18 protein-coding genes are annotated in these 20,096 nt (G+C 60.4%); 7 read left to right on the top strand and 11 right to left on the bottom strand.

Annotation, left to right across the window (positions count from 1 at the left end):
• Positions 1-8: 8 nt before the first annotated feature.
• Positions 9-1,709 (bottom strand): AMP-binding protein, encoded by a 1,701-nt coding sequence (locus tag WH299_RS28095; protein WP_339551928.1) that lies wholly within the window; start codon positions 1,707-1,709, stop codon positions 9-11.
• Between the two features lie 261 nt (positions 1,710-1,970).
• Between WH299_RS28095 and WH299_RS28090 the strand changes: the two genes are divergently transcribed.
• Positions 1,971-2,747 (top strand): ABC transporter substrate-binding protein, encoded by a 777-nt coding sequence (locus tag WH299_RS28090; RefSeq protein ID WP_339551926.1) that lies wholly within the window; start codon positions 1,971-1,973, stop codon positions 2,745-2,747.
• A gap of 32 nt (positions 2,748-2,779) precedes the next feature.
• Here the strand turns inward: WH299_RS28090 and WH299_RS28085 are convergent, their stop codons facing one another.
• From WH299_RS28085 to WH299_RS28075, 3 genes are read right to left on the bottom strand one after another with little or no spacing between them, the layout of a single operon-like run.
• The gene (locus WH299_RS28085) at positions 2,780-3,406 is read right to left on the bottom strand and encodes a helix-turn-helix transcriptional regulator (protein ID WP_010211240.1); all 627 of its coding nucleotides are present in this window, start codon (positions 3,404-3,406) and stop codon (positions 2,780-2,782) included.
• The gene (locus tag WH299_RS28080) at positions 3,406-4,539 is read right to left on the bottom strand and encodes an NAD(P)/FAD-dependent oxidoreductase (protein ID WP_339499051.1); all 1,134 of its coding nucleotides are present in this window, start codon (positions 4,537-4,539) and stop codon (positions 3,406-3,408) included. The genes WH299_RS28085 and WH299_RS28080 overlap by 1 nt, the downstream gene beginning before the upstream one ends.
• Positions 4,536-5,480: an ornithine cyclodeaminase family protein gene (locus tag WH299_RS28075; RefSeq protein WP_122724413.1), complete on the bottom strand. Its 945-nt coding sequence runs from the start codon at positions 5,478-5,480 to the stop codon at positions 4,536-4,538. Before WH299_RS28075 ends, WH299_RS28080 begins: the two co-directional genes overlap by 4 nt.
• 187 nt (positions 5,481-5,667) lie before the next feature.
• Between WH299_RS28075 and WH299_RS28070 the strand changes: the two genes are divergently transcribed.
• Complete coding sequence (locus WH299_RS28070; RefSeq protein WP_122724415.1) at positions 5,668-6,333, top strand: hypothetical protein; 666 nt, start codon at positions 5,668-5,670, stop codon at positions 6,331-6,333.
• Position 6,334: 1 nt separating this feature from the next.
• On the opposite strand, the gene WH299_RS28065 is transcribed toward WH299_RS28070, so the two are convergent.
• Complete coding sequence (locus WH299_RS28065; protein WP_339551924.1) at positions 6,335-7,273, bottom strand: LysR family transcriptional regulator; 939 nt, start codon at positions 7,271-7,273, stop codon at positions 6,335-6,337.
• Positions 7,274-7,382: 109 nt separating this feature from the next.
• Here WH299_RS28065 and WH299_RS28060 point away from each other — a divergent pair, with 109 nt between their 5' ends.
• From WH299_RS28060 to WH299_RS28050, 3 genes are all read left to right on the top strand, one after another.
• On the top strand, positions 7,383-8,882 hold the full coding sequence (locus WH299_RS28060; RefSeq protein ID WP_122724419.1) for a CoA-acylating methylmalonate-semialdehyde dehydrogenase: 1,500 nt from the start codon (positions 7,383-7,385) through the stop codon (positions 8,880-8,882).
• 236 nt (positions 8,883-9,118) lie between these two features.
• The gene (locus WH299_RS28055; RefSeq protein WP_122724421.1) at positions 9,119-9,856 is read left to right on the top strand and encodes a hypothetical protein; all 738 of its coding nucleotides are present in this window, start codon (positions 9,119-9,121) and stop codon (positions 9,854-9,856) included.
• Between the two features lie 52 nt (positions 9,857-9,908).
• Positions 9,909-10,241 carry a hypothetical protein gene (locus tag WH299_RS28050; protein ID WP_240037311.1) on the top strand — a complete coding sequence of 111 codons (333 nt, stop codon included), beginning with the start codon at positions 9,909-9,911 and terminating at the stop codon, positions 10,239-10,241.
• 24 nt (positions 10,242-10,265) lie between these two features.
• Here the strand turns inward: WH299_RS28050 and WH299_RS28045 are convergent, their stop codons facing one another.
• The gene (locus WH299_RS28045; protein WP_339551921.1) at positions 10,266-11,681 is read right to left on the bottom strand and encodes an MFS transporter; all 1,416 of its coding nucleotides are present in this window, start codon (positions 11,679-11,681) and stop codon (positions 10,266-10,268) included.
• A gap of 88 nt (positions 11,682-11,769) precedes the next feature.
• Between WH299_RS28045 and soxR the strand changes: the two genes are divergently transcribed.
• Positions 11,770-12,222, top strand: a complete 453-nt coding sequence (gene soxR, locus WH299_RS28040) for a redox-sensitive transcriptional activator SoxR (protein WP_339551919.1) — start codon at positions 11,770-11,772, stop codon at positions 12,220-12,222.
• A 5-nt stretch (positions 12,223-12,227) separates the two neighbouring features.
• Here soxR and WH299_RS28035 read toward each other — a convergent pair whose 3' ends face one another.
• From WH299_RS28035 to xylA, 4 genes are all read right to left on the bottom strand, one after another.
• Complete coding sequence (locus WH299_RS28035) at positions 12,228-13,364, bottom strand: sugar ABC transporter permease (protein WP_122724427.1); 1,137 nt, start codon at positions 13,362-13,364, stop codon at positions 12,228-12,230.
• Positions 13,365-14,912, bottom strand: a complete 1,548-nt coding sequence (gene xylG / locus WH299_RS28030) for a D-xylose ABC transporter ATP-binding protein (RefSeq protein WP_339551917.1) — start codon at positions 14,910-14,912, stop codon at positions 13,365-13,367. It lies immediately after the preceding gene.
• 5 nt (positions 14,913-14,917) lie between these two features.
• Positions 14,918-15,910, bottom strand: coding sequence for a D-xylose ABC transporter substrate-binding protein (gene xylF, locus WH299_RS28025; protein ID WP_028619694.1), 993 nt, complete (start codon positions 15,908-15,910; stop codon positions 14,918-14,920).
• Positions 15,911-16,137: 227 nt separating this feature from the next.
• Positions 16,138-17,454 carry a xylose isomerase gene (xylA, locus tag WH299_RS28020; RefSeq protein ID WP_028619695.1) on the bottom strand — a complete coding sequence of 439 codons (1,317 nt, stop codon included), beginning with the start codon at positions 17,452-17,454 and terminating at the stop codon, positions 16,138-16,140.
• 138 nt (positions 17,455-17,592) lie between these two features.
• On the opposite strand from xylA, the gene WH299_RS28015 reads away from it, so the two are divergent.
• Positions 17,593-18,768, top strand: coding sequence for a XylR family transcriptional regulator (locus WH299_RS28015; protein ID WP_339551916.1), 1,176 nt, complete (start codon positions 17,593-17,595; stop codon positions 18,766-18,768).
• On the opposite strand, the gene WH299_RS28010 is transcribed toward WH299_RS28015, so the two are convergent.
• Positions 18,765-20,030: a carbohydrate porin gene (locus WH299_RS28010; RefSeq protein ID WP_339551914.1), complete on the bottom strand. Its 1,266-nt coding sequence runs from the start codon at positions 20,028-20,030 to the stop codon at positions 18,765-18,767. The genes WH299_RS28015 and WH299_RS28010 overlap by 4 nt on opposite strands.
• Positions 20,031-20,096: the final 66 nt, after the last annotated feature.

Below are 20,096 nucleotides of genomic sequence, written 5' to 3'. Positions count from 1 at the left end.
TTGTGCGACTAGGATTCGGCCGTCGGCCGCACGAAGTCCTCCTCGAAGTGTTCATGCTCACCCCGAGCGTCACTTTGACGCCGCAACACTTCCATCTGGCGCAGTTCTACCCGACGAATTTTCCCGGAAATGGTCTTGGGCAGTTCGGTGACGAATTCGATACGTCGCACACGTTTGTAGGGCGCCAAATGCTCACGGGCGAAGGCGAGGATGTGCCGGGCAAGCTCGGCACTGCCCGGTTCGTCGTGGGCCAGGATCAGGAACGCCTTGGGCACCGCCAGGCGCACCGGGTCGGGGCTCGGCACCACGGCCACTTCCATGACCGCCGGGTGTTCGATCAAGGCGCTTTCCAGTTCGAATGGGCTGATGCGGTAGTCGGAGGCCTTGAACACATCGTCGGCGCGACCGACGAAGGTGATGTAGCCGTCGGCGTCGATCTGCGCGGTGTCGCCGGTGCGGTAGTAGCCATCACGCATGACCTCGGCGGTTTTCTCCGGGCTGTCCTCATAACAGAGCATCAGGCCGAGCGGACGAACGTCCAGGGGCAGGGCGACTTCGCCTTCAGTACCAGGATTGCCATCCGGGTCGAGCAGCGCAACCTGATAGCCCGGCAACGGGCGGCCCATGGAACCGGGCTTGAGCACCTGGCCGGGCGTGTTGCCCACCAGGGCAGTGGTTTCCGATTGGCCGAAACCATCACGCAGCGGCAAGCCCCAGGCGTGCTGGATCTGTTCGATGATTTCCGGGTTCAGCGGCTCACCGGCGCCTACCAGTTCGCGCAGGCTCAAGCGTGATTTGTAGCTGGCGAGATCCTCTTGGATCAACATGCGCCATACCGTGGGTGGCGCACACAGGCTGGTCACGCCGTAGCGTTCCAACGCACTGAGCAAGGCCGGCGCGCTGAACCGCGCGACGTTATGGATAAAGATGCACGCGCCGGCATTCCACGGGGCGAACAGGCAACTCCAGGCGTGTTTGGCCCAACCCGGTGATGAGATATTCAGGTGCAGGTCGCCCGGTTGCAGGCCGATCCAGTACATGGTCGACAGGTGGCCGACGGGGTAGCTCTGGTGGCTGTGCAGCACCATCTTCGGTTTGGACGTGGTGCCGGACGTGAAATACAGCAGCATCGGGTCGGTGGCCAGGGTGCGGCCGTCGGCCTCGAACTGCTCGGGGTGTTCAAAGGCTGCATTGTGCGCGACCCAGCCGGCAGGGGCAGACCCCACACAGACGCGGCTGCAACCGTCCGCCAGCCCGGCGAACTTGTGCACATGCGCTTCACCCACCACCAGGTGACGAACTTGCCCGCGCTCGATGCGGTCGCGCAGGTCATCGGGGTTCAACAACGCTGTGGCAGGGATGACCACCGCGCCGATCTTGAAGGCCGCGAGCATGGTGTCCCACAACGCCACATCATTGCCGAGCATCAACAACACACGATCACCCCGGCGCACGCCGAGGGCGCGCAGGTGGTTGGCCACCTGGTTGGAGCGCGTAGCCAGTTGCTGGAAGCTGTAGCGCTGCTCGCTGCCGTCTTCCTCGACGATCCACAGCGCATCCGCCGCATTGCCCTCGGCCATGGCGTCGAAATAGTCCAGGGCCCAGTTGAATTCGCCCAGTTGCGGCCAACGGAAATCCCGTACGGCGGTGGCGTAGTCGGTGCGGTGAGCGAGCAGAAAATCCCGAGCGGCCAGGAAGGGCTGGGTCATGGTGGCTGTCCTTAATTATTGTTGTGGGACTTTCCCTCGGCTGAACCGAGAGGCTGGACCGAGTATAGGCACGCAGAAATCAGAGCAGAACGCTCAAAAACACCGTTGCGTTGTGCAAAAAAGTCATGGGTGTTGAACCGCCAAGCGGGGTGATTGACGATAAAGACATAAAAGTCCAATATGGAATTATAAGTACAAAAAACTGGCTTCATCTCTTTCTTCAGGCTTGCCAAACCAACAACAACTTGCGAGAACACCCCCATGAAGAAGCGCTCCCTTATCACCGCACTGACCCTAGGCCTACTTGCTTCCAGCCATTTGATGGCCGCCGAGAAACCCCTGCGCATCGGCATCGAGGCGGCTTACCCGCCGTTCGCGTCCAAGACGGAAGAAGGCAAGATCGTCGGCTTCGACTACGACATCGGCAATGCGCTGTGCGCGCAGATGAAGGTCAAGTGTGTGTGGGTAGAAGGTGAGTTCGACGGTCTGATTCCTTCCCTCAAGGTGAAGAAAATCGACATGGCGTTGTCGTCCATGACCATCAACGAAGACCGTAAGAAGTCGGTGGATTTCACCCATAAGTACTACTTCACCTCATCGCGGTTGGTGATGAAGGACGGCGCCGTGGTAGATGACCAATATGCCAGCCTCAAGGGCAAGACGATTGGCGTACAGCGCGCCACCACCACTGATCGTTATGCCACCGAGGTATTCGAACCCAAGGGCATCAACGTCAAGCGCTACAGCAATAACGAAGAGATCTACATGGACCTGGCGGCCGGGCGGCTGGATGCGATCTTTGCCGACACCATTCCCCTGAATGACTTCTTGCAGATGCCGCGCGGCAAGGGCTACGCGTTTGTCGGCCCGGAACTCAAGGACCCGAAATACGTCGGCGAAGGTGCAGGGATTGCGGTGCGCAAGGGTAATACCGAGTTGGTCAGCGAGTTGAACGCGGCCATCGATGGCATTCGTGCGAGTGGTGAGTACCAGAAGATCTCGCAGCAATACTTCAAATCCGACATCTACGGCGATTGATGCTTAATCTCAAGGGCTGATCCTCCACTTGATCAGCCCTTCAATTCCTTCAAATGCTTGTAGACCGTCGCCCGCCCCATGCCCAGCACATTGGCCACATAGTTCGACGCGCTCTTGCCCTTGAACGCCCCTTCGGCGTGCAGCGCCAGCACCAGCTCGCGCTTGTGGTCACGGGTCAGCAGGTTGAGGCTCAACTGGCGCTCGCGCATCCACGCATGCAGGAAGGTATTGATGCGCTCCTGCCAGTCATCGCGAAACAGCGAGTCCGGTTGCGGGATCAGTTTGCTCGGCGACAGGAACAGGTCCAGCGCCGCCTTGGCATTTTCAAACAGTGAGATATTCAGGTTGATGCACAGCACCGCCAGCCGACGACCTTTGTGGTCATGCAGCACGGTACTCAGGCTGCGGATTTTCTGACCGTCCCAGTTGAGCTTTTCGTACGGGCCTATGTTCACATCGCTGACGTCATCACTGAGCATGTCCTCCAGCGCCGAGTCATCACCGATGCTGCGCTTGGACAGATTGTTGGCGATGTAATCGACTTTTTGCGAGCGCAGGTCATGCAACACCGCTTCGGCGTGGGGGAAGAACAGGGTGGCGATGGCGTCAGCCATCGCACGGAAGTTCTGCATGACCTTGTCTTGTTCAGCGGTGTTCATCAATGGGGCTCCAGGCGGGCAGGGGAGAGCATACCAGCGTCGAGGCCGAACTGCGTCAGAGCCTCCGGCAGCGGCGCGCCACGCACCAATGCAGCACTGGCCTGGCCCATGGCCGGCGAGGTCTGGATGCCATAGCCGCCTTGTGCCGCAACCCAAAACAGGCCCGGTATCATCGGGTCGAAACCCGATAGCAGATCACCGTCGTGCACAAAGCTGCGCAGGCCGGCCCAGGTACGGGTCGGGCGGCGGATGGTCAGGGTGGTGGCTTCTTCGATCTGGTAGATGCCCATGGCGATGTCCAGTTCTTCGGGCTGGATATCCTGGGGTTCCACTGGATCGGCATTGGCCGGTGAGCCGAGGAACATGCCGGCGTCGGGTTTCATGTAGAAGGATTCGTCCAGTGCCACCAGCATTGGCCAATGGTGGCTGTCGATGCCTTCGGGACCGGCGAAGATGAACGCCGAGCGCCGCTTGGGCTGCAAGCCGATAGATGCGGCGCCGGCGAGCCCGCCGATATGGTCGGCCCAGGCCCCGGCAGCGTTGATGATGACGTGCGCGGTATGGGTTGTGTCTTGGGTTTGCACGTGCCAGATGCCGTCAGCGTCGCGGCTCAAACCGAGCACATGACTGTCGGTGCGCACTTCGCCGCCGTTGCGGCGGATGCCACGCAGATAGCCCTGGTGCAGGGCGTCGGTATCGATGTCGCTGGCGGTGGGGTCATACAGCGCCCCGTGGACTTTTTCGCGGCGCAGGATCGGCAGTTTCGCACAGGCTTCGTCGGCGCTGAGCAGTTCCACCTGAGCCACGGTGGCCTTGGCACTCAGGTACTGGGCGTTCAACTCGGCTGCATCGCCAATGAAATCCACCGTCATCTCGCCGCGTGGCGTGAGCAATGGATGTTCGCAAAAGCCTGGCGGCGGGTTGTCGAAAAACTCGCGGCTGGCCAGGGTCAGCGCGCGTACCTGCGGCGTGCCATAAGCGGCGGTATACAGGGCAGCAGAACGCCCGGTGGAGTGATACGCCGGGTGGCTTTCGCGTTCCAGCACAATCACCTTGCCGTGCTGCGACAGCCAGAACCCCGTGGAAGCACCGGCAATGCCGCCGCCGATGATGATGAAGTCTGCGTGGCTCATAGTTGTCTCCAGAGGGCATTGGCCAGTGCGATGTCTTCCAGGCCCAGGCCGATGGAGCGGAAAAATACGTGGCGGTCGTAGGACGGGCGCTGGACGTGGTCGCTGAGCAGTTCGGGCAGGTCGCCGACCACAGCGCGCGGGTCCCAATCGTGTTGTTCAGCGGCGATCAGCATTTCACCGGCTGAGCCTGGGGTGGTCTGGCGATAATCGCAGAAAACCTGCATGCCGTTGAGGGACTGCGGCGGTACTTCATGGGCGCGCGGGGCGTTGGTGCTGATGGAAGTGATCAACGCCGGTTTGCTCAGGCGCGTCGGGTCGAGCACCGGCCCGGCTGACGAGGTGCACAGCAGGATCACGTCGGCGTCTTCTACCGCCTCATCACAGCTCTTGGCGATGACCACACGTGGGTCCAGGCTTTTGAGCTGCTCGATGGTCTCGGCGGGCGCCTTGGCCAGGCTTGGCGAATACACACTGATGTTCTGCCAATCCCTGAAATCCTTCGCATAGTGCAAATGCGCTTGCGCCACCTTGCCACTGCCAATAACCGCCAAACGCCGCGCGGCTAAAGGCGCCAACGCATCCACCGCCAGTGCAGTCGTAGCGGCCGTACGTGCCGTGGTCAACTCGGCGGCATCGCACAGCAGCAGTGGCTGGCCGGTCTGCATTGACATCAACAAGGTCCATGCGGTCACCAGTGGCCCTTGCTCACGCATGATATACGGCGAGGTCTTGACCCCGTACACCCCATCCTCGGCCAGCACGCCCAGGTAATTGATGAAGTCGCCAGCCGCTTGCGGGAACTCCACCAGTTGCTGCGCCGGCTGTACTGCTTGCCCGGCCGCCAGGTCATGGAACAGCTTGCGCAGGATCTGCGGCACATCGATTTTGGCGAGCAGTTCGCGGGCCTGGGCCTGGTGGATCACGTGAGGTGTGCTAGGCATGGGGATCTCAGATTTTGAACTTATTTGTCCATTATGGACTTTTTGTTCTGCCTGGCAATATCCCTTGGGCGAAAACTGTCAGGCCAGCCATACCTATGATCGCGAAAAAGTCTAGCGACCTGTCAAATGTGACAGGTTACGGCATTCCGGCGATACCGTAGGTTCAGGAAGACTCAGGGAGAGAAAAATGAAACTTCAAACCGTATTCGCTGGCCTCGTCTTTGCTGCTTTGTCTTCATTGTCATCGGCTCAATCCCTCGGATGGAATGACCCGGATATCAGCGATGGGTCATGCACCTATCCTCCACCTATCGCATTTCCCACTCACATTGTTAACACGCTCAAGGGGCTTGGGCTGGGTTTCAGAGTTTATTTACCGTATGGAAATAAGGCGTACTTTCGGTGGGTTTACCAAAAGGTAAACGGTGGTAATCCTGCGACAAACGAGGCTGACATTTTATTAACCCAGCCTAGAGTTCGATTCCCCGACTTGCTTGCGATCCTTTCGTTGGCGGTAGGGTTAGTTGATGTGTATGGACCTTTTCCAACTGGCAAGTGGTATGAGGTACGCGCCATTCCAGTAAATTTCATCGCTACAGACCTACTCGTCAGTATTGTTAACCCCAGCCCGGGAGCGGCACCTTTTGGATTTGGAGGTGAGGTCATTCCGTCACGCTACATCTGGGCTGATTCTTTAGCACTTGTCGAGTGGCACTGTTTTGAAGGAGACGTTCAGGTAGTCAATGTCATCTCTTTGAATCCCACACTGACCAGCCAACAAATTTCAGCCATTGCAAGCTTCCTGCAAGGTTATGGCTTCCAATCCAAGAACTTAATGACGATGCCTTATTAAGTCACCCAAAGAACTTGAACCCACCCGACAATTTTCCCTTAAGAAACTCCACCAACACACTCACCGCCTTCGGCACATGCGGCGAATACGGCCGGATCAGGTAGATCTCATCGGCAAACGCGCCCTTGAGCATCCAGCCCTTGAGCACCTGCACCAACTTGCCGCTGGAAAGGGCGGCATGGGCGCTGAAATCCGGCAGCAGGGCGATGCCCAGGTGGTTGAGCGCCGAATCGCGCAAGGCTTCGCTGTTATTGGTGGCGAAGCTGCCGGAGATCGGCACGGTGAGGCGTTCGACGTGTTTAGTGCCGCGCTCGAAGGTCCAGGCGGGCTGGTCGGTGCCGCGCGGGTAGAACAGGCAGTTATGCGCGGACAGGTCGCCGGGCTCGCGCGGTTCGCCGTGGCGTTGCAGGTAATCCTGGGTGGCCACCAGCACCGAGCCGGTGTCGCACAGCTTCCAGGCCACATGGGTTTCCGGCACTTGGAAACCGTGGCGCACGGCCAAGTCGTAGCCCTCGGCGGCCAGTGAACTCAGGGCATCCGACACATCCAATTGGATACGCACCTGCGGGTACTGCTGCAAAAATTCCGACAGATGCGGCACCAGTTGCTGACGGGCAAACGCGACAGGCGCTGTCAGCCGCACCAGTCCGCGAATCTCCCCGACCGAATCGCGCACTGACGAGAAGCTGCGGGCGATCTGTTCATAAGCGCTGCGCACTTCGCGAGTCAACGACAGTCCTGCATCGGTCAACCGGACGCTGCGCGTGGTGCGCGTCACCAGCCGCGTGCCGGTGGCCTTTTCCAGGTCGGAAATACGCTGGCTCACGGCGGACTTACTGACACCCAGGCGTGCGGCGGCGGCGGTGTACGTGCCTTGCTCCTCCAGTATTGACAGCCAGTGGATATGGGTCCACAGCCCCTCGATCTCAGCCTTTTCCATGATTGTATTGTTCGCCAGTATGGACAATAAGTTCTGGATTCTGCTCTGGTTTGGAACAAATCTAAAGCCTATCGTGATGCCCATCGCTACTCACCTGGGATCTGCTGCCATGACCACCACCATCGAGCACTACATCAACGACCAGCGCGTATCCCGCGATGATCGCTATCAGGACGTCTTCAACCCGGCCACCGGCGAAAAGACCGGACGCGTTGCCCTGGCCAGCCGCCAGACCGTGTCCGAAGCCGTCGCCGCCGCCCAGGCCGCGTTCGCCGGTTGGGCCGACACGCCGCCGATCCGCCGCGCCCGTGTGCTGTTCGAATACCTGCATCTGCTGCGTGAACGCAAGGACGACCTGGCGCGCATCATCGTCGCTGAACACGGCAAGGTCTTCACCGACGCCCAGGGCGAAGTTGACCGTGGCATCGACATCCTCGAATTTGCCTGCGGCATTCCCAACCTGCTCAAGGGCGAACACTCTGATCAGGTTTCCCGTGGCATGGACAACTGGACCCTGCGCCAGCCCCTGGGCGTAGTGGCCGGTGTCACGCCGTTCAACTTCCCGGTGATGGTGCCCATGTGGATGTACCCGATCGCCATCGCGGCGGGCAACACCTTCATCCTCAAGCCAAGCCCGACCGACCCAAGCGCCTCGCTGTTCATGGCCGAACTGCTGCGTGAAGCCGGCTTGCCAAAAGGTGTGTTCAACGTGGTTCAAGGCGATAAGGAGTCAGTGGACGCGCTGATCGAACACCCGGACGTCAAGGCCCTGAGTTTCGTTGGCTCTACCCCGATCGCCCAATACATCTACGAAACCGGCGCCCGTAACGGCAAGCGCGTACAAGGCCTGGGCGGCGCGAAAAACCACATGGTGGTGATGCCTGACGCCGATATCGAAAAAACTGTCGATGCCCTGATGGGCGCTGCCTACGGCAGTGCCGGCGAGCGCTGCATGGCCATCTCCGTAGCGGTGCTGGTCGGCGATGTGGGCGACAAAGTCATCGCCGCCCTGACCGAACGCGCCAAGCAACTGCGCATCACCGACGGTCGCGATTTGAAAGCCGAGATGGGTCCGATCGTGTCCCGTGCGGCGCTGGAACGCATCAGCGGCTATATCGAACAAGGCGTGCAGGCTGGCGCACAATTGCTGTTGGATGGGCGTGACTATGTGCCCACTGAAGCAGGCCTGGAAAACGGCTTCTGGCTGGGCGCGACGCTGTTCGACCATGTGACCAAAGAAATGAGCATCTACCGCGAAGAAATCTTCGGCCCGGTGCTGGCCTGCGTGCGTGTGAATGACTTCGCCGAGGCCATCAAGCTGGTCAACGATCATGAGTTCGGCAACGGCGTGAGCTGCTTCACCCGCGACGGCAACATCGCCCGTGAATTTGCGCGGCGCATCGAAGTGGGCATGGTCGGCATCAACGTGCCGATCCCGGTGCCGATGGCGTGGCATGGCTTCGGTGGTTGGAAGAAGAGCTTGTTTGGCGACATGCATGCATACGGTACGGAGGGTGTGCGGTTCTACACCAAGCAGAAGTCGATCATGCAACGCTGGTCGGAAAGTATTGAGCAGGGCGCGGAATTCGCCATGCCAGTCTCCAAATAACTAAAGCCAGTACGCGGTCAACTGTGGGAGCGGGCTTGCCCGCGATAGCGTGGTATCAGTCAGCACATCGGGTACTGATACACCGCTATCGCGGGCAAGCCAGCGCCCACATTTTTTTAACCCGTCTCCAGCAGATGCTCCAGCGCCAGGAGCGGGGTGCTTGCTCTACTCAGAGGAACTTGGCACGCTCACCCAGCGAGCGACACAGTCAAGTCAATCAATAGGGAAATGCTACGTTGAGCTGGGTAAAATTCGGAACACTGCTGGCCTTGCCGGGGGCACTGCTGTCAATCCTGAGCATGTATATGGTTTTCAAGGACGACAACAAACTCGAGGCCGATCTTTCCTACCAATACGACAGTGCGCCACGTCTATTCACCGAGCGCTTGGGTACGATTTCTGAACACCTCAAGTACACACGTCTGTATGACGACATCAAGAATGCCGGCAACGGTGCGCTCAGCCACGAACAGATCAATAAGATCGTTGACCTCAGCCAGGCACCCTATCTGGCTTTATTCGAGGCGCCGTTCGAACGCGGGCCCGACAATTACCCTGTCAGGCTGTTGATCACGCTCAGGAATACCGGCAGCAAGGTGATCAAGGAGGTCCACGTCAAACTGCCAGCGAAAGGCGTCGTTCAGATCAGGGACGATTCACGCATAGATACCCTCAAACCGGATTTGATGAGCAGCGTGGAGATTCCGGCGATTGTGCAAAACGGCGTCTACAGGATCTGGGTTTATTTTCAAGGTGATCTGGAAACGCTCAGGGAGAAAGACGTACACATCGGCTACAGCGATGGTGTGGCACAGGTTCGAGTATCTGAGGATGTCATTGGCCTCGACGCGTATATGGCCCGATACGGCGTTTTCTGGTTGGCTGTCCTGACGCTGGTTTACTTGTTGCTGGTCGCCATCTACATGCTGATTTCGGCTTACAAAGAAGATGAAACCAGCCCTGCGTCACGATAAATGACTTTTCAGGCATGGAATGGCTCCCTGCGCCCGTCCATGGGAGAACGCTTTGAAAGCAATCATGGGTATCGCCTTGTTGGGCACGTTGCTGGCCGGTTGTGCGCCGTCTTATTCGGTATGGACGGACGGCATGAATGCGTTTGTCGGCACGCGCTTCGATGCCCACCTCTATGACGATTGCAGCCGCGGCTGTGGCGATTCCTATTGGTCCCCGGTCAACAAGAAAAAAGTCTATGACCAGGTTGTGAAGGAGGGCGACAGCCAGCGCTACTTCGTGACCTGGATCCGCGACTGTCGATACTCCGTGCTCGTCTCGGGTGAGGGCATTATCCAGTCGTGGCGCTATGAGAATGAAGACCGTAGCAGCTGTTACGTTTTTTAGTCGGCTGTCAAGAATCAGCGGCCGCTAACCGATCGGTTGAACGACCCGCCTGGCAATCAGAATACCCATCACCGGCGCCAGCGCAAACACCCCAAACAACCAAACCGCAGCGCTTGCTGTGCCTTCAATGCCGCCGGGTTCAGTGAGGCCCGCGATGTTCGCTACCATGCCCGCCAGTGCTGCGCCAAACGCAGTGGCGAACAGTTGCACCGTGGTAATCGACGCAGAAGCCAGGTCCTGTTCGCCTGCGGGTGCCACCTGGAACACTCGGGTAAGCAAGTGCGGCCACGCCAGACCTACCCCCAGGCCGATCAGGGCAAGGGCCAGGCAAATTGGCGTAAGCGTCTGCGCACCGCCATCGCTTTCGCGAGGCATTAAAAGCGCCAGCGCCAGCATGCCCACAACACCCAGGATCGGCCCAGCCAGGATCGCCAGGCGAACATTCCTGCCCGTCATTCCCGCGCTGGCGATTGACCCCAGCGTCCAACCGGCCGCCATCAGTGCTGCAAGATAACCGGCTACCAGCGGCGTTTGGTGGTGCAGAACTTGAAGAAACAACGGCACAAAGATTTCGCCACTGGTCACGGCGACCGCCAACAACGACATCGTGGCGTACAGCGCGCCAAGCGCAGTGGTGAGTCGAAAGGCTCCAGCGGGCAACAGTCGATGGCGGGCCCGGCTTTCTGTGATGATCAGCAGCACAGTGAGCATCGCTGCCGCGGCGAGCCCCAGAAGGTTCAGGGGCAGGGTGGAAGAGACACTGCCGGCCGACACCGCCAGTACCGCTGCCGTCAGTAACCACAACTGAGCGAGCGGCAACGGTGTGGGTTCAGCGCTATCAGGGCTGCGCCTAGGCAGCACCGCCGCGGCCAGCATTGCGAACAACCCGGCCACGGGAATCAACGACCAGAATGCCGCCCGCCAGATGCCCAGCTCGGCAAACACCCCGCCCACCGCTGGCCCAACCAGCGTCGCGACCCCCCACATCCCCGAGACCAACGCCATTGCGCGTGGCCACAAGTGTTCATCGAACACCATTCGAATCATCGCGTAAGACAGAGCGAACAAGAACCCACCGCCCAGGCCCTGTACCAGCCGTCCGACCAGCATCACGGGCATGGAAGGTGCAAATGCGCAGGCCAATGCCCCGCCAGCGAACACCAGGCTGGCAAACACGTAAGCCCCACGCGGCCCCAGGCGGCCAAGCAAGCGCGCAGACAACGCCGAACCGAGGATCGAGGCGGCGACAAACAGCGTGGTATTCCAAGCGTAATAGTCGATGCCGCCGATGTCTTGGACCACTGACGGCAGAATCGTGGTGGCGATGTAGACGTTGATCGCATGCAGCACCACGCCGCCTGCCAGGGCCAGTGACCTTACGCCGTTTGCACCCGACAGCAAGGCGGCCCAGTTGGAGGGAGAGGTTTGTGTGGTATTCATGGAGACTCCATGTCAAAGGAATGAAGGCTTGCCAGGACAGGCCGACACTCTTTATAAGACCTCATGTATAGATGAGGTCAAGCCGCCGATGGAACCGAAAATCGATGTGCACATCCCCCTCGGGGTAGGCGAGTTGGCGCGGCGTAGCGGGGTGACCGTGGCGACTGTGCATTTTTACGAAGCCAAGGGCTTGATCCACGGGCAACGCAGCCCGGGCAATCAGCGCCGCTATCATCGTGATGTCCTTCGCCGCATTGCTGTGATCAAGGTGGCGCAGCGCGCGGGAATTCCATTGGCAACCATCAAGGCTGCGCTGGAGCAACTGCCGTCGGGGAGACCGCTGACGGCCAAGGATTGGACGCAGCTTTCCACACATTGGCGAGACATGTTGAATGAGCGAATCAACAGCCTCACGCAACTGCGCGACCAACTGGACGGCTGCATTGGCTGCGGGTGTCTCTCCCTGGATGACTGCCCGCTGCGCAATCCGGGGGATCGTTTGGGGCATGTGGGGGACGGGGCGGTGTTGCTCGGCAAGTGAGACGGTCAGCGTCTGCCGGTACGTGTGCTCACATCTACCCAAACCGCCAACACCAAAATGCTGCCCTTCACAATCATCTGCCAGTAACTGTCCACATCCAGCATTGACATCCCATTGTCCAGACTGGTGATCACCAATGCCCCGAGCAACGCGCCGTACACCGTGCCCGAGCCGCCGCGCATGGAGGTGCCGCCAATAAAACACGCGGCGATGGCATCCAGCTCGCCCATGCTCCCCGCCGACGGCGAGCCGGCCGCCAGGCGAGCCGTGTTGACCAACCCGGCCAGCGCGCACATCACGCCCATGATGCCGAAGATCCACAACTTCACCGCCTGCACGTTGATCCCGGACAAACGTGTGGCTTCCATATTGCTGCCCACCGCGTACACGCGACGGCCAAATACGGTCTGGCTGGTGACGTAGCTGAACACGCCCAATAACACCAGCAGCAGCAAGACGGGCACGGGAATCCCGTCGTAGCTGTTGAGGGTCGTGACGAAGCCGGCCAGTACGGCGCCGATCACCGCCACGCGCACCAGGTCACGCGTCAGCGAGTGCGCAGTCAGACCATGCAGCGCTCGATTACGCCGCTGCTTCCAGGTCAAAAAAAGCGTGAGCGCGAACAATAGAACACCCAGGCCGATACCTACCGAATGCGGCAAATATCCCTGGCCCACATACACCAGCGACGGTGAAACCGGCGCAATGGTGGTGCCGCCGGTAATCCCCAGCAGAATCCCGCGAAACGCCAGCATCCCGCCCAAGCCGACAATGAACGACGGGATCCGCAGGTACGCCGTCATGTAGCCGTTGGCCAGCCCGATCATCAAGCCGCACAGCGCCACCAGGCTCAAGTTGGCGAGCAATGGAATGTGATAAACCACATCCAGAATCGCCGCCAACCCGCCGAGCAAGCCCAGCAATGACCCCACCGACAAGTCGATCTCGCCGCTGATAATCACCAGCACCATGCCGCACGCCAGAATCCCGGTGATCGACATCTGCCGGAGCAGGTTGGACAGGTTGCGCGGTGTAAGGAAGCCACCCTCGGTCTGCCAGCTGAAAAACACCCAGATCACCGCCACGGCGATGACCAGGGCGAGCATTTTGTAGCGGGTGAAAAGGTGTTTGACCTGATTCATCTACGCGGTCTTCCGATCATTATTGTTGTGTTGGCTGAGCGCGGCGGCGAGCACCTGTTCCTGGGTGAGCCCCTTGTTGACGAAGTCACCGCGCAACTGGCCGTCGCCGATCACCAGCACGCGGTCGGAAACGCCGAGGACTTCGGCCAGCTCCGACGAAACCATGATGATCGCCACGCCTTCGGCCGCCAGCGCGCCCATCAACTTGTAGATCTCGTATTTGGCGCCCACGTCGACGCCGCGTGTGGGTTCGTCGAGGATCAGTACCTTGGGCTTGGCCATCAGCATTTTCGCCAGCACGGCCTTTTGCTGGTTGCCGCCGGACAGGCTGGTGATCGGCAGGAACGGGCTGGCGGTCTTGAGGTGCATGCGCGCGATCTGCTGGTCGATGCTGCCCAGTTCGGCCTCGGCGTCGATGCGGGTCAGGTGCGCGTAGGTGTCGAGCACCGCCAGGGTGATATTCTGGCCCACGCCCAGGTCGGGGATGATGCCCTGACGCTTGCGATCCTCGGGCACCATGCACAGCCCGGCGCGGATCGATTTGAGCGGCGTGCGCGTGTCGATCACCTGGCCGTCCAGCCACACCTCGGCGTTGTAGCGGCCAGGGTAGGCGCCGAACAGCGCCGACACCAGTTCTGTACGCCCGGCGCCGACCAGCCCGGCGATGCCGAGGATCTCCCCGCGCTTGAGCACAAACGACACGTCGTCCACGCGCTTGCGCTTGGGGTTGTCCACGTCATGACAGGTGACGTTGCGCGCTTCGAAAATCACCTCGCCCACCTCGTGCGGTTCGGTGGGGTAGAGGTTGCTCATCTCGCGGCCGACCATCTGGGTGATGATCTTCGCGATGTCCATGTCGGCCATGGCGGTGGTTGCGATGTGCTTGCCATCGCGGATCACTGCGATGGTGTCGCACACTGCCGCCACTTCATCGAGCTTGTGGGAGATGTACACGCAGGCCACGCCCTTGGCCTTGAGGCCTCGGATGATGTCCAGCAGTACTTCGATTTCAGAGCGCGTCAGGGCCGAGGAGGGCTCATCGAGAATCAACAGGCGCGCCTGTTTATTCAGGGCCTTGGCGATTTCCACCAGTTGCTGGTAGCCGCCGCCGTACTGCGACACCGGCAGCGCGACGTTCATGTCCGGTACCTTGAGCTCGCGCATCAAGGCTTCGGCGCGGTGGATCATCGCCGGGTAGTTCATGCGCCCACCCGGCAAGGTCAGTTCGTGGCCCATGAAGATGTTTTCGGCCACCGACAAGTCAGGCACCAGGGTCAGTTCCTGGTGAATGATCACGATCCCCGCCGCCTCGGTCTCGCTGATCGACTGAGCCTCGAGCGGCTGCCCGTCCCAGAGGATTTCACCGTCCCAGGTGCCGTACGGATAAACCGCCGACAGCACCTTCATCAGGGTTGATTTACCGGCGCCGTTCTCGCCGCACAGGCCGACGCATTCCCCCGGCCGTACCTTGATGTCGATGCCGTTGAGGGCGTTGACACCGCCAAAGGTTTTGACGATGCCGTTCATTTGCAGCATGTAGTCGGACATGGCGGTCACTGCCCGGCAATCTGCTCTTTGGTATAGAACCCGTCTTTCTCCAACAGATCGATATTGGCTTTGGTCAGCGGGGTAGGCGTGAGCAGGATGGTGTCGACCTTCTTACTGCCGTTGTCGTACTGCGAGCTGTAGGTCGGCTTCTCGTTACGCGCCAGTTGCACCGAGAGCTTGGCGGCTTCGGTGGCGATCAGCTTGAGCGGCTTGTACACCGTCATGGTTTGGGTGCCGTCGATCACGCGCTTGATCGCGGCCAGGTCGGCGTCCTGCCCGGAGATCGGCACCTTGCCCGCCAGTTTCTGCGCGGCCAGGGCCTGGATCGCACCGCCAGCGGTGGCGTCGTTGGAGGCGACGATGGCGTCGATTTTGTTGTTGTTCCGGGTCAGGGCGTTTTCGACGATGCTCAGGGCTTCGGTGGGGTTCCACTCCTTGACCCACTGCTGGCCGACCACCTTGATATCGCCCTTGTCGATGGCCGGTTGCAGCACCTTCATCTGGCCTTCGCGGAGCACCTTGGCGTTGTTATCGGTGGGCGCGCCGCCGAGCAGGAAGTAGTTGCCCTTGGGCGCCGCTTGCAACACGCCGCTGGCCTGCATTTCGCCGACTTTTTCGTTATCGAAGGAGATGTAGGCGTCGATGTCCGCGTTGAGAATCAGGCGGTCGTAGGACACTACCTTGATCCCGGCTTTCTTGGCTTCTGCGACGGCGTTGGTGAGCACGGTGGCGTTGAACGGCACGATGACGATCACGTCGACGCCACGGGAAATCAGGTTTTCAATCTGCGAGATCTGCTTCTGCTCGTTGGCATCGGCCGATTGCACGAAGACCTTGGCGTCGAGTTTTTCTGCAGCTGCGACGAAGTAGTCGCGGTCGCGGGACCAGCGTTCCAGGCGCAGGTCGTCGATGGAAAAGCCGATTTTCGGGTGGGCTGAGTCGGCCATGACTGGCAGGGCGAGCAGGGCCAGGGCAGTGGCGATGAGTGTACGTTTCATGATTGTGCGTCCTTTTATTGTTGTTGGAAGACTCTAGACAAACACTGTATCCGTGGTGAGCGGGCTTGCCCCGCGCTGGGCTGCGAAGCAGCCCCAAAACCAGGCACCTCAGAGTGTCAGGTAAAAACACATCGCCTGCAGTGGGGCCGCTACGCGCCCCAGCGCGGGGCAAGCCCGCTCACCACAAACAAGCCAACACCCCACAAGCAAGCCCGCTCGCCACAGTGCTAGCGGTAGATAAAGCGATTCACAACACCTTCAAGCATCTCCTGCCGCCCACTCACCGCCTGCGGGTTCAGCTCCTGGGCAAACGCATGCTCAGCCAGTGATTCCAGGCTGAACTCACCCGCCAGCACGGCCTGGCCCAACGGTTGCTGCCAGCCGGCATAACGTTGGTCCTTGAACTGCTGCAACCGGTCGTTCTCGACCATCGCCGCCGCGCGTTCCAGTGCCAGGGCCAGCACATCCATGGCCGCCACATGCCCGTGGAACAAGTCCACATCGTCCAGGCTCTGGCGACGCACCTTGGAGTCGAAGTTATAGCCGCCGTTCTTAAAACCGCCAGCCCTGAGGATTTCATAGGTGGCCAGGGTCATCTCTTCGACGCTGTTGGGGAACTGGTCGGTATCCCAGCCGTTCTGCGGGTCGCCTCGGTTGGCGTCGATACTGCCGAAGATCCCCAGGGACACGGCGGTGGCAATCTCATGATGAAAGCTGTGCCCGGCCAGGGTCGCGTGGTTGGCCTCGATGTTTACCTTGATCTCCTGTTCCAGGCCGTATTCATGCAGGAAGCCAAACACCGTGGCGCTGTCGTAATCGTATTGGTGCTTGGTCGGTTCCTGGGGCTTGGGTTCGATCAGCAGGTCGCCCTTGAAGCCGATCTTATACTTGTGTTCCACCACCATGCGCATGAAGCGCCCGAGTTGTTCGCGCTCGCGCTTGAGGTCGGTGTTGAGCAGGGTTTCATAACCTTCGCGGCCACCCCACAGCACATAGTTGGCGCCCTTGAGCCGCAGGGTCGCATTCATCGCGCTGAAAACTTGGGCAGCGGCGTAGGCAAACACCTCCGGGTCCGGGTTACTGGCGGCGCCGGCGGCAAAGCGCGGGTTGCTGAAGCAGTTGGCAGTGCCCCAAAGAAGCTTGATCCCGGTCTGTTCCTGATGGCGCTCCAGGTGATCGACCATCTGCGCAAAGTGGTGGCGGTATTCCTTGAGCGAGCTGCCTTCGGGGGCGACGTCCGTGTCGTGAAAGCTGTAGTAGTCGATGCCCAGCTTGGAGAAAAATTCGAAGGCGGCGTCTGCCTTGCCGATGGCCAATTCCATCGGGTCGCCGCTGCGCTGCCACGGCCGCTTGAAGGTGCCCACCCCAAACATATCCGCCCCCGGCCAGACGAAGGTGTGCCAATAACAGGCCGCCATGCGCAAGTGTTCGCGCATGGGTTTGCCGAGGATGAGCTTGTTGGCGTCGTAATGGCGAAAGGCGAGGGGGGCATCGCTATTGGGGCCTTCGAAGCGAACCTTCTCGACACCGGGGAAGTACGGCATGGCGTTTTCCTTATTGTTCTTGGCGGTGACTCGATACTAGCAACGGCGTGCGGCCTGCCGATTACGAAAATCACCAAGAGACGGTGCGATTTTGCGTGGCAGGGACTAGTCTGTTTTGATCGGCCCAGGACAACAACAATGAAAACCCTACCGCCCGTGCACCGCATTGCCTTGCTGTTCAACGGCAGCAAAATCTACGACCGTGGCATCATCGCCGGCATCGGCAATTACCTGAGCAGCACTCGCGCCTCCTGGGACTTGTTCCTGGAAGAAGACTTTCTGTGTCGCCTCAAAGGCATCGAGCGCTGGCAGGGCGATGGCATCATTGCCGACTTCGACGACCCGCTGATTGGCGAGGCGCTGGCCGAGAGCAAGGTGCCGGTGGTGGCGGTTGGGGGTTCTTACGAGGATGTGCGCGCCTATCCCAAGGGCATTCCCTACGTGGCCACGGACAACTATGCGTTGATCAAGTTGGCCTACGAACATTTGATCGAGGCCGGCCTGACCCGGTTTGCCTGTTTCAGCCTGCCTGAAGCCCAGGCCAATCGCTGGGCCCAGGAGCGTGAAAAAGCCTTTCGCCGCCTGCTGCAACGGGACGGTTTGCAGGTCGAGGTCTATCGTGGGCTGGGCACCAGTGCGCCGCTGTGGGACAGCGCCGTCGAACAGCAAATCGCCTGGCTGCACAGCCTGCCAAAACCCATCGGCATCATCGCCGTCACCGACGCCCGCGCGCGGCAGTTGCTGCAAGCGTGTCTCACGGCAGGGATTGCCGTGCCGGAAGAGGTGGCGCTGATCGGCATCGACAATGATCCGCTGACCCGAACCCTCACACGGGTGCCGTTGAGTTCGGTGATCCAGGGTACGGAAACCATGGGCCGTACCGCCGCCGCGTTGCTGCATCAGATGTTGCACGGCAAGCCTTGTAAGGCGGAGCAGATCCTGGTGCCACCGGAGTCAATCAATGTGCAAGCGTCCAGCCTGCATCAGCCCTTGGGCAATCCGTATGTGATGCAGGCGTTGTTGTTTATCCGTCAGTACGCGTGCCAAGGGATCAAGACAGCCCAAGTGGCGGGGTACGTGGGGATATCGCGTTCATCCCTGGAGTCGCATTTTCGCAAGGAACGCGGGTGCAGCGTGCATGACGAGATCCTGCGCTTCAAACTCGCCGCGGCCGCCAAGGGCCTGCAGAATCAGGCCCTGGCGATTGCCGATATTGCGCAAAGCTGCGGCTTCAAATCCGCGCAGTACCTGCACACGGTGTTCCGCCGCGAGTTTGGATGTACGCCACGCGAGTATCAGCAGAGTGAGGCCTAGAACACGGCCTTGACTTGCAAGCCCAGCACCAGCGCGTTGTCGATGTTCTCGCCTGAGAACGCCCCCGGTTCGAGGATGTATTGCACATCCGGGCGCAGGGTCAGCCAGGGCGTGGCCTGGTAGCCGTAGCTGAGTTCGATCAGCTGTTCTGCATTGTTCAGGTTGGGGTAGTCGTTACCGGCGTTGAACGCGGCCAATTCCTGCACCTCGCGGCTGCGGGGGTTGGGTACGGCGCGACCATAACCCAGGGCCAGGGTGTCACGCGGCCGGCCTTCGAACGGTTTGTACAGCACCACGCCCGCGCCATACCATTTGCTGAACGGCGAGGCCGCTTCACTGGCGGCGGAGTATTGGCCGAAGGCGTGCAGCACGCGGCCAGCGGAGGAGTCGGAAGCCCAAACGGCCTGGTCGATCAGCAGGTAGTGACCGCCGCGACCACTGACCTCCTTGTTGCTGCCGATGCGTTTCACGTCGGAGCTGTCGTAGTAATAGCCCAGCTTGTATTCACCCGGCAGGTTGCCCGCGTGTTTGTACACCAACTCGATCGGCACCACGGTGCCGGTAGTGTGTTTGGGGCTCAGCTTCCAGGCGCGGCTGGAATTGCCGTTGCTTTCCGGGTCCACGTTGAACGCGGCGACGCGCAGTTGCCAGTTGGGGGCGAAGTCGTATTTCACCCGCGCACCCAGGCGCGCATTCGGGTAGTTGGTCCAGCCACTGCCGCCGGACATATTCAGCGGGTGCCCGCAGAAACCGGCGTTCATGAAGTTGCACAGGATCCCGCTGTCCAGGCCGCCGAGGTCGTTGCCCATGGCCATGTAGCCGAGCTTGACGTTGAGTGCCGGGGTAAACAGGGTGCGCTCGTAGCTCAGCTCGGTCAGGCGCGTGTAGAGGCCGCCGTAGTTTTCCTGGATTGGCAGGCGGTTGCCCACCAAATCCTCGGAAGCGCTGTTGCCACGACGGTCGTTGATAGTGACTTGGATGCGATCGCCATTATTGAAGCCATACAGCTTGCCCAGGTCGAACTGCACGCCCAGCTTGAGGTTCTGCGAGTAACGCGCAGAACGGTGCTGGCCGCCGTGAGCGTTGTAGGCGGTTTCGCCGCTGTAGTCGCCGGTAAAACGGATGCCTTGCGCGTCGAGTTCACGGCGCAGGCCGCCCCAGTCGCCGGTCAGGGTGGTGTCATCGGCTTGCACGGGCAGTGCGGCGCCCAGGGCCAGGCCCAGCAACAGGCGCCCAAGGGGAATAGGAGAAGTGGGGGTCATGCGGGTTCTTCCAGACAGAAGGGGGGGGGGGGGGGGGGGGGGCGGGGGGCCCGGGGGGGGTGGGGG

The sequence above is a fragment of the Pseudomonas sp. MYb541 genome (genome assembly GCF_037479595.1).
GTDB lineage: Bacteria > Pseudomonadota > Gammaproteobacteria > Pseudomonadales > Pseudomonadaceae > Aquipseudomonas > Aquipseudomonas canadensis.
This window is presented reverse-complemented; position numbering and strand designations above follow the sequence as displayed.

What these genes read in the sequence shown, in the direction of transcription:
- WH299_RS28095 (WP_339551928.1), bottom strand. Translation starts at nt 1,709, where the DNA reads ATGACCCAGCCCTTCCTGGCCGCTCGGGATTTTCTGCTCGCTCACCGC.
- WH299_RS28090 (WP_339551926.1), top strand. Translation starts at nt 1,971, where the DNA reads ATGAAGAAGCGCTCCCTTATCACCGCACTGACCCTAGGCCTACTTGCT.
- WH299_RS28085 (WP_010211240.1), bottom strand. Translation starts at nt 3,406, where the DNA reads ATGAACACCGCTGAACAAGACAAGGTCATGCAGAACTTCCGTGCGATG.
- WH299_RS28080 (WP_339499051.1), bottom strand. Translation starts at nt 4,539, where the DNA reads ATGAGCCACGCAGACTTCATCATCATCGGCGGCGGCATTGCCGGTGCT.
- WH299_RS28075 (WP_122724413.1), bottom strand. Translation starts at nt 5,480, where the DNA reads ATGCCTAGCACACCTCACGTGATCCACCAGGCCCAGGCCCGCGAACTG.
- WH299_RS28070 (WP_122724415.1), top strand. Translation starts at nt 5,668, where the DNA reads ATGAAACTTCAAACCGTATTCGCTGGCCTCGTCTTTGCTGCTTTGTCT.
- WH299_RS28065 (WP_339551924.1), bottom strand. Translation starts at nt 7,273, where the DNA reads ATGGAAAAGGCTGAGATCGAGGGGCTGTGGACCCATATCCACTGGCTG.
- WH299_RS28060 (WP_122724419.1), top strand. Translation starts at nt 7,383, where the DNA reads ATGACCACCACCATCGAGCACTACATCAACGACCAGCGCGTATCCCGC.
- WH299_RS28045 (WP_339551921.1), bottom strand. Translation starts at nt 11,681, where the DNA reads ATGAATACCACACAAACCTCTCCCTCCAACTGGGCCGCCTTGCTGTCG.
- soxR (WP_339551919.1), top strand. Translation starts at nt 11,770, where the DNA reads ATGGAACCGAAAATCGATGTGCACATCCCCCTCGGGGTAGGCGAGTTG.
- WH299_RS28035 (WP_122724427.1), bottom strand. Translation starts at nt 13,364, where the DNA reads ATGAATCAGGTCAAACACCTTTTCACCCGCTACAAAATGCTCGCCCTG.
- xylG (WP_339551917.1), bottom strand. Translation starts at nt 14,912, where the DNA reads ATGTCCGACTACATGCTGCAAATGAACGGCATCGTCAAAACCTTTGGC.
- xylF (WP_028619694.1), bottom strand. Translation starts at nt 15,910, where the DNA reads ATGAAACGTACACTCATCGCCACTGCCCTGGCCCTGCTCGCCCTGCCA.
- xylA (WP_028619695.1), bottom strand. Translation starts at nt 17,454, where the DNA reads ATGCCGTACTTCCCCGGTGTCGAGAAGGTTCGCTTCGAAGGCCCCAAT.
- WH299_RS28015 (WP_339551916.1), top strand. Translation starts at nt 17,593, where the DNA reads ATGAAAACCCTACCGCCCGTGCACCGCATTGCCTTGCTGTTCAACGGC.
- WH299_RS28010 (WP_339551914.1), bottom strand. Translation starts at nt 20,030, where the DNA reads ATGACCCCCACTTCTCCTATTCCCCTTGGGCGCCTGTTGCTGGGCCTG.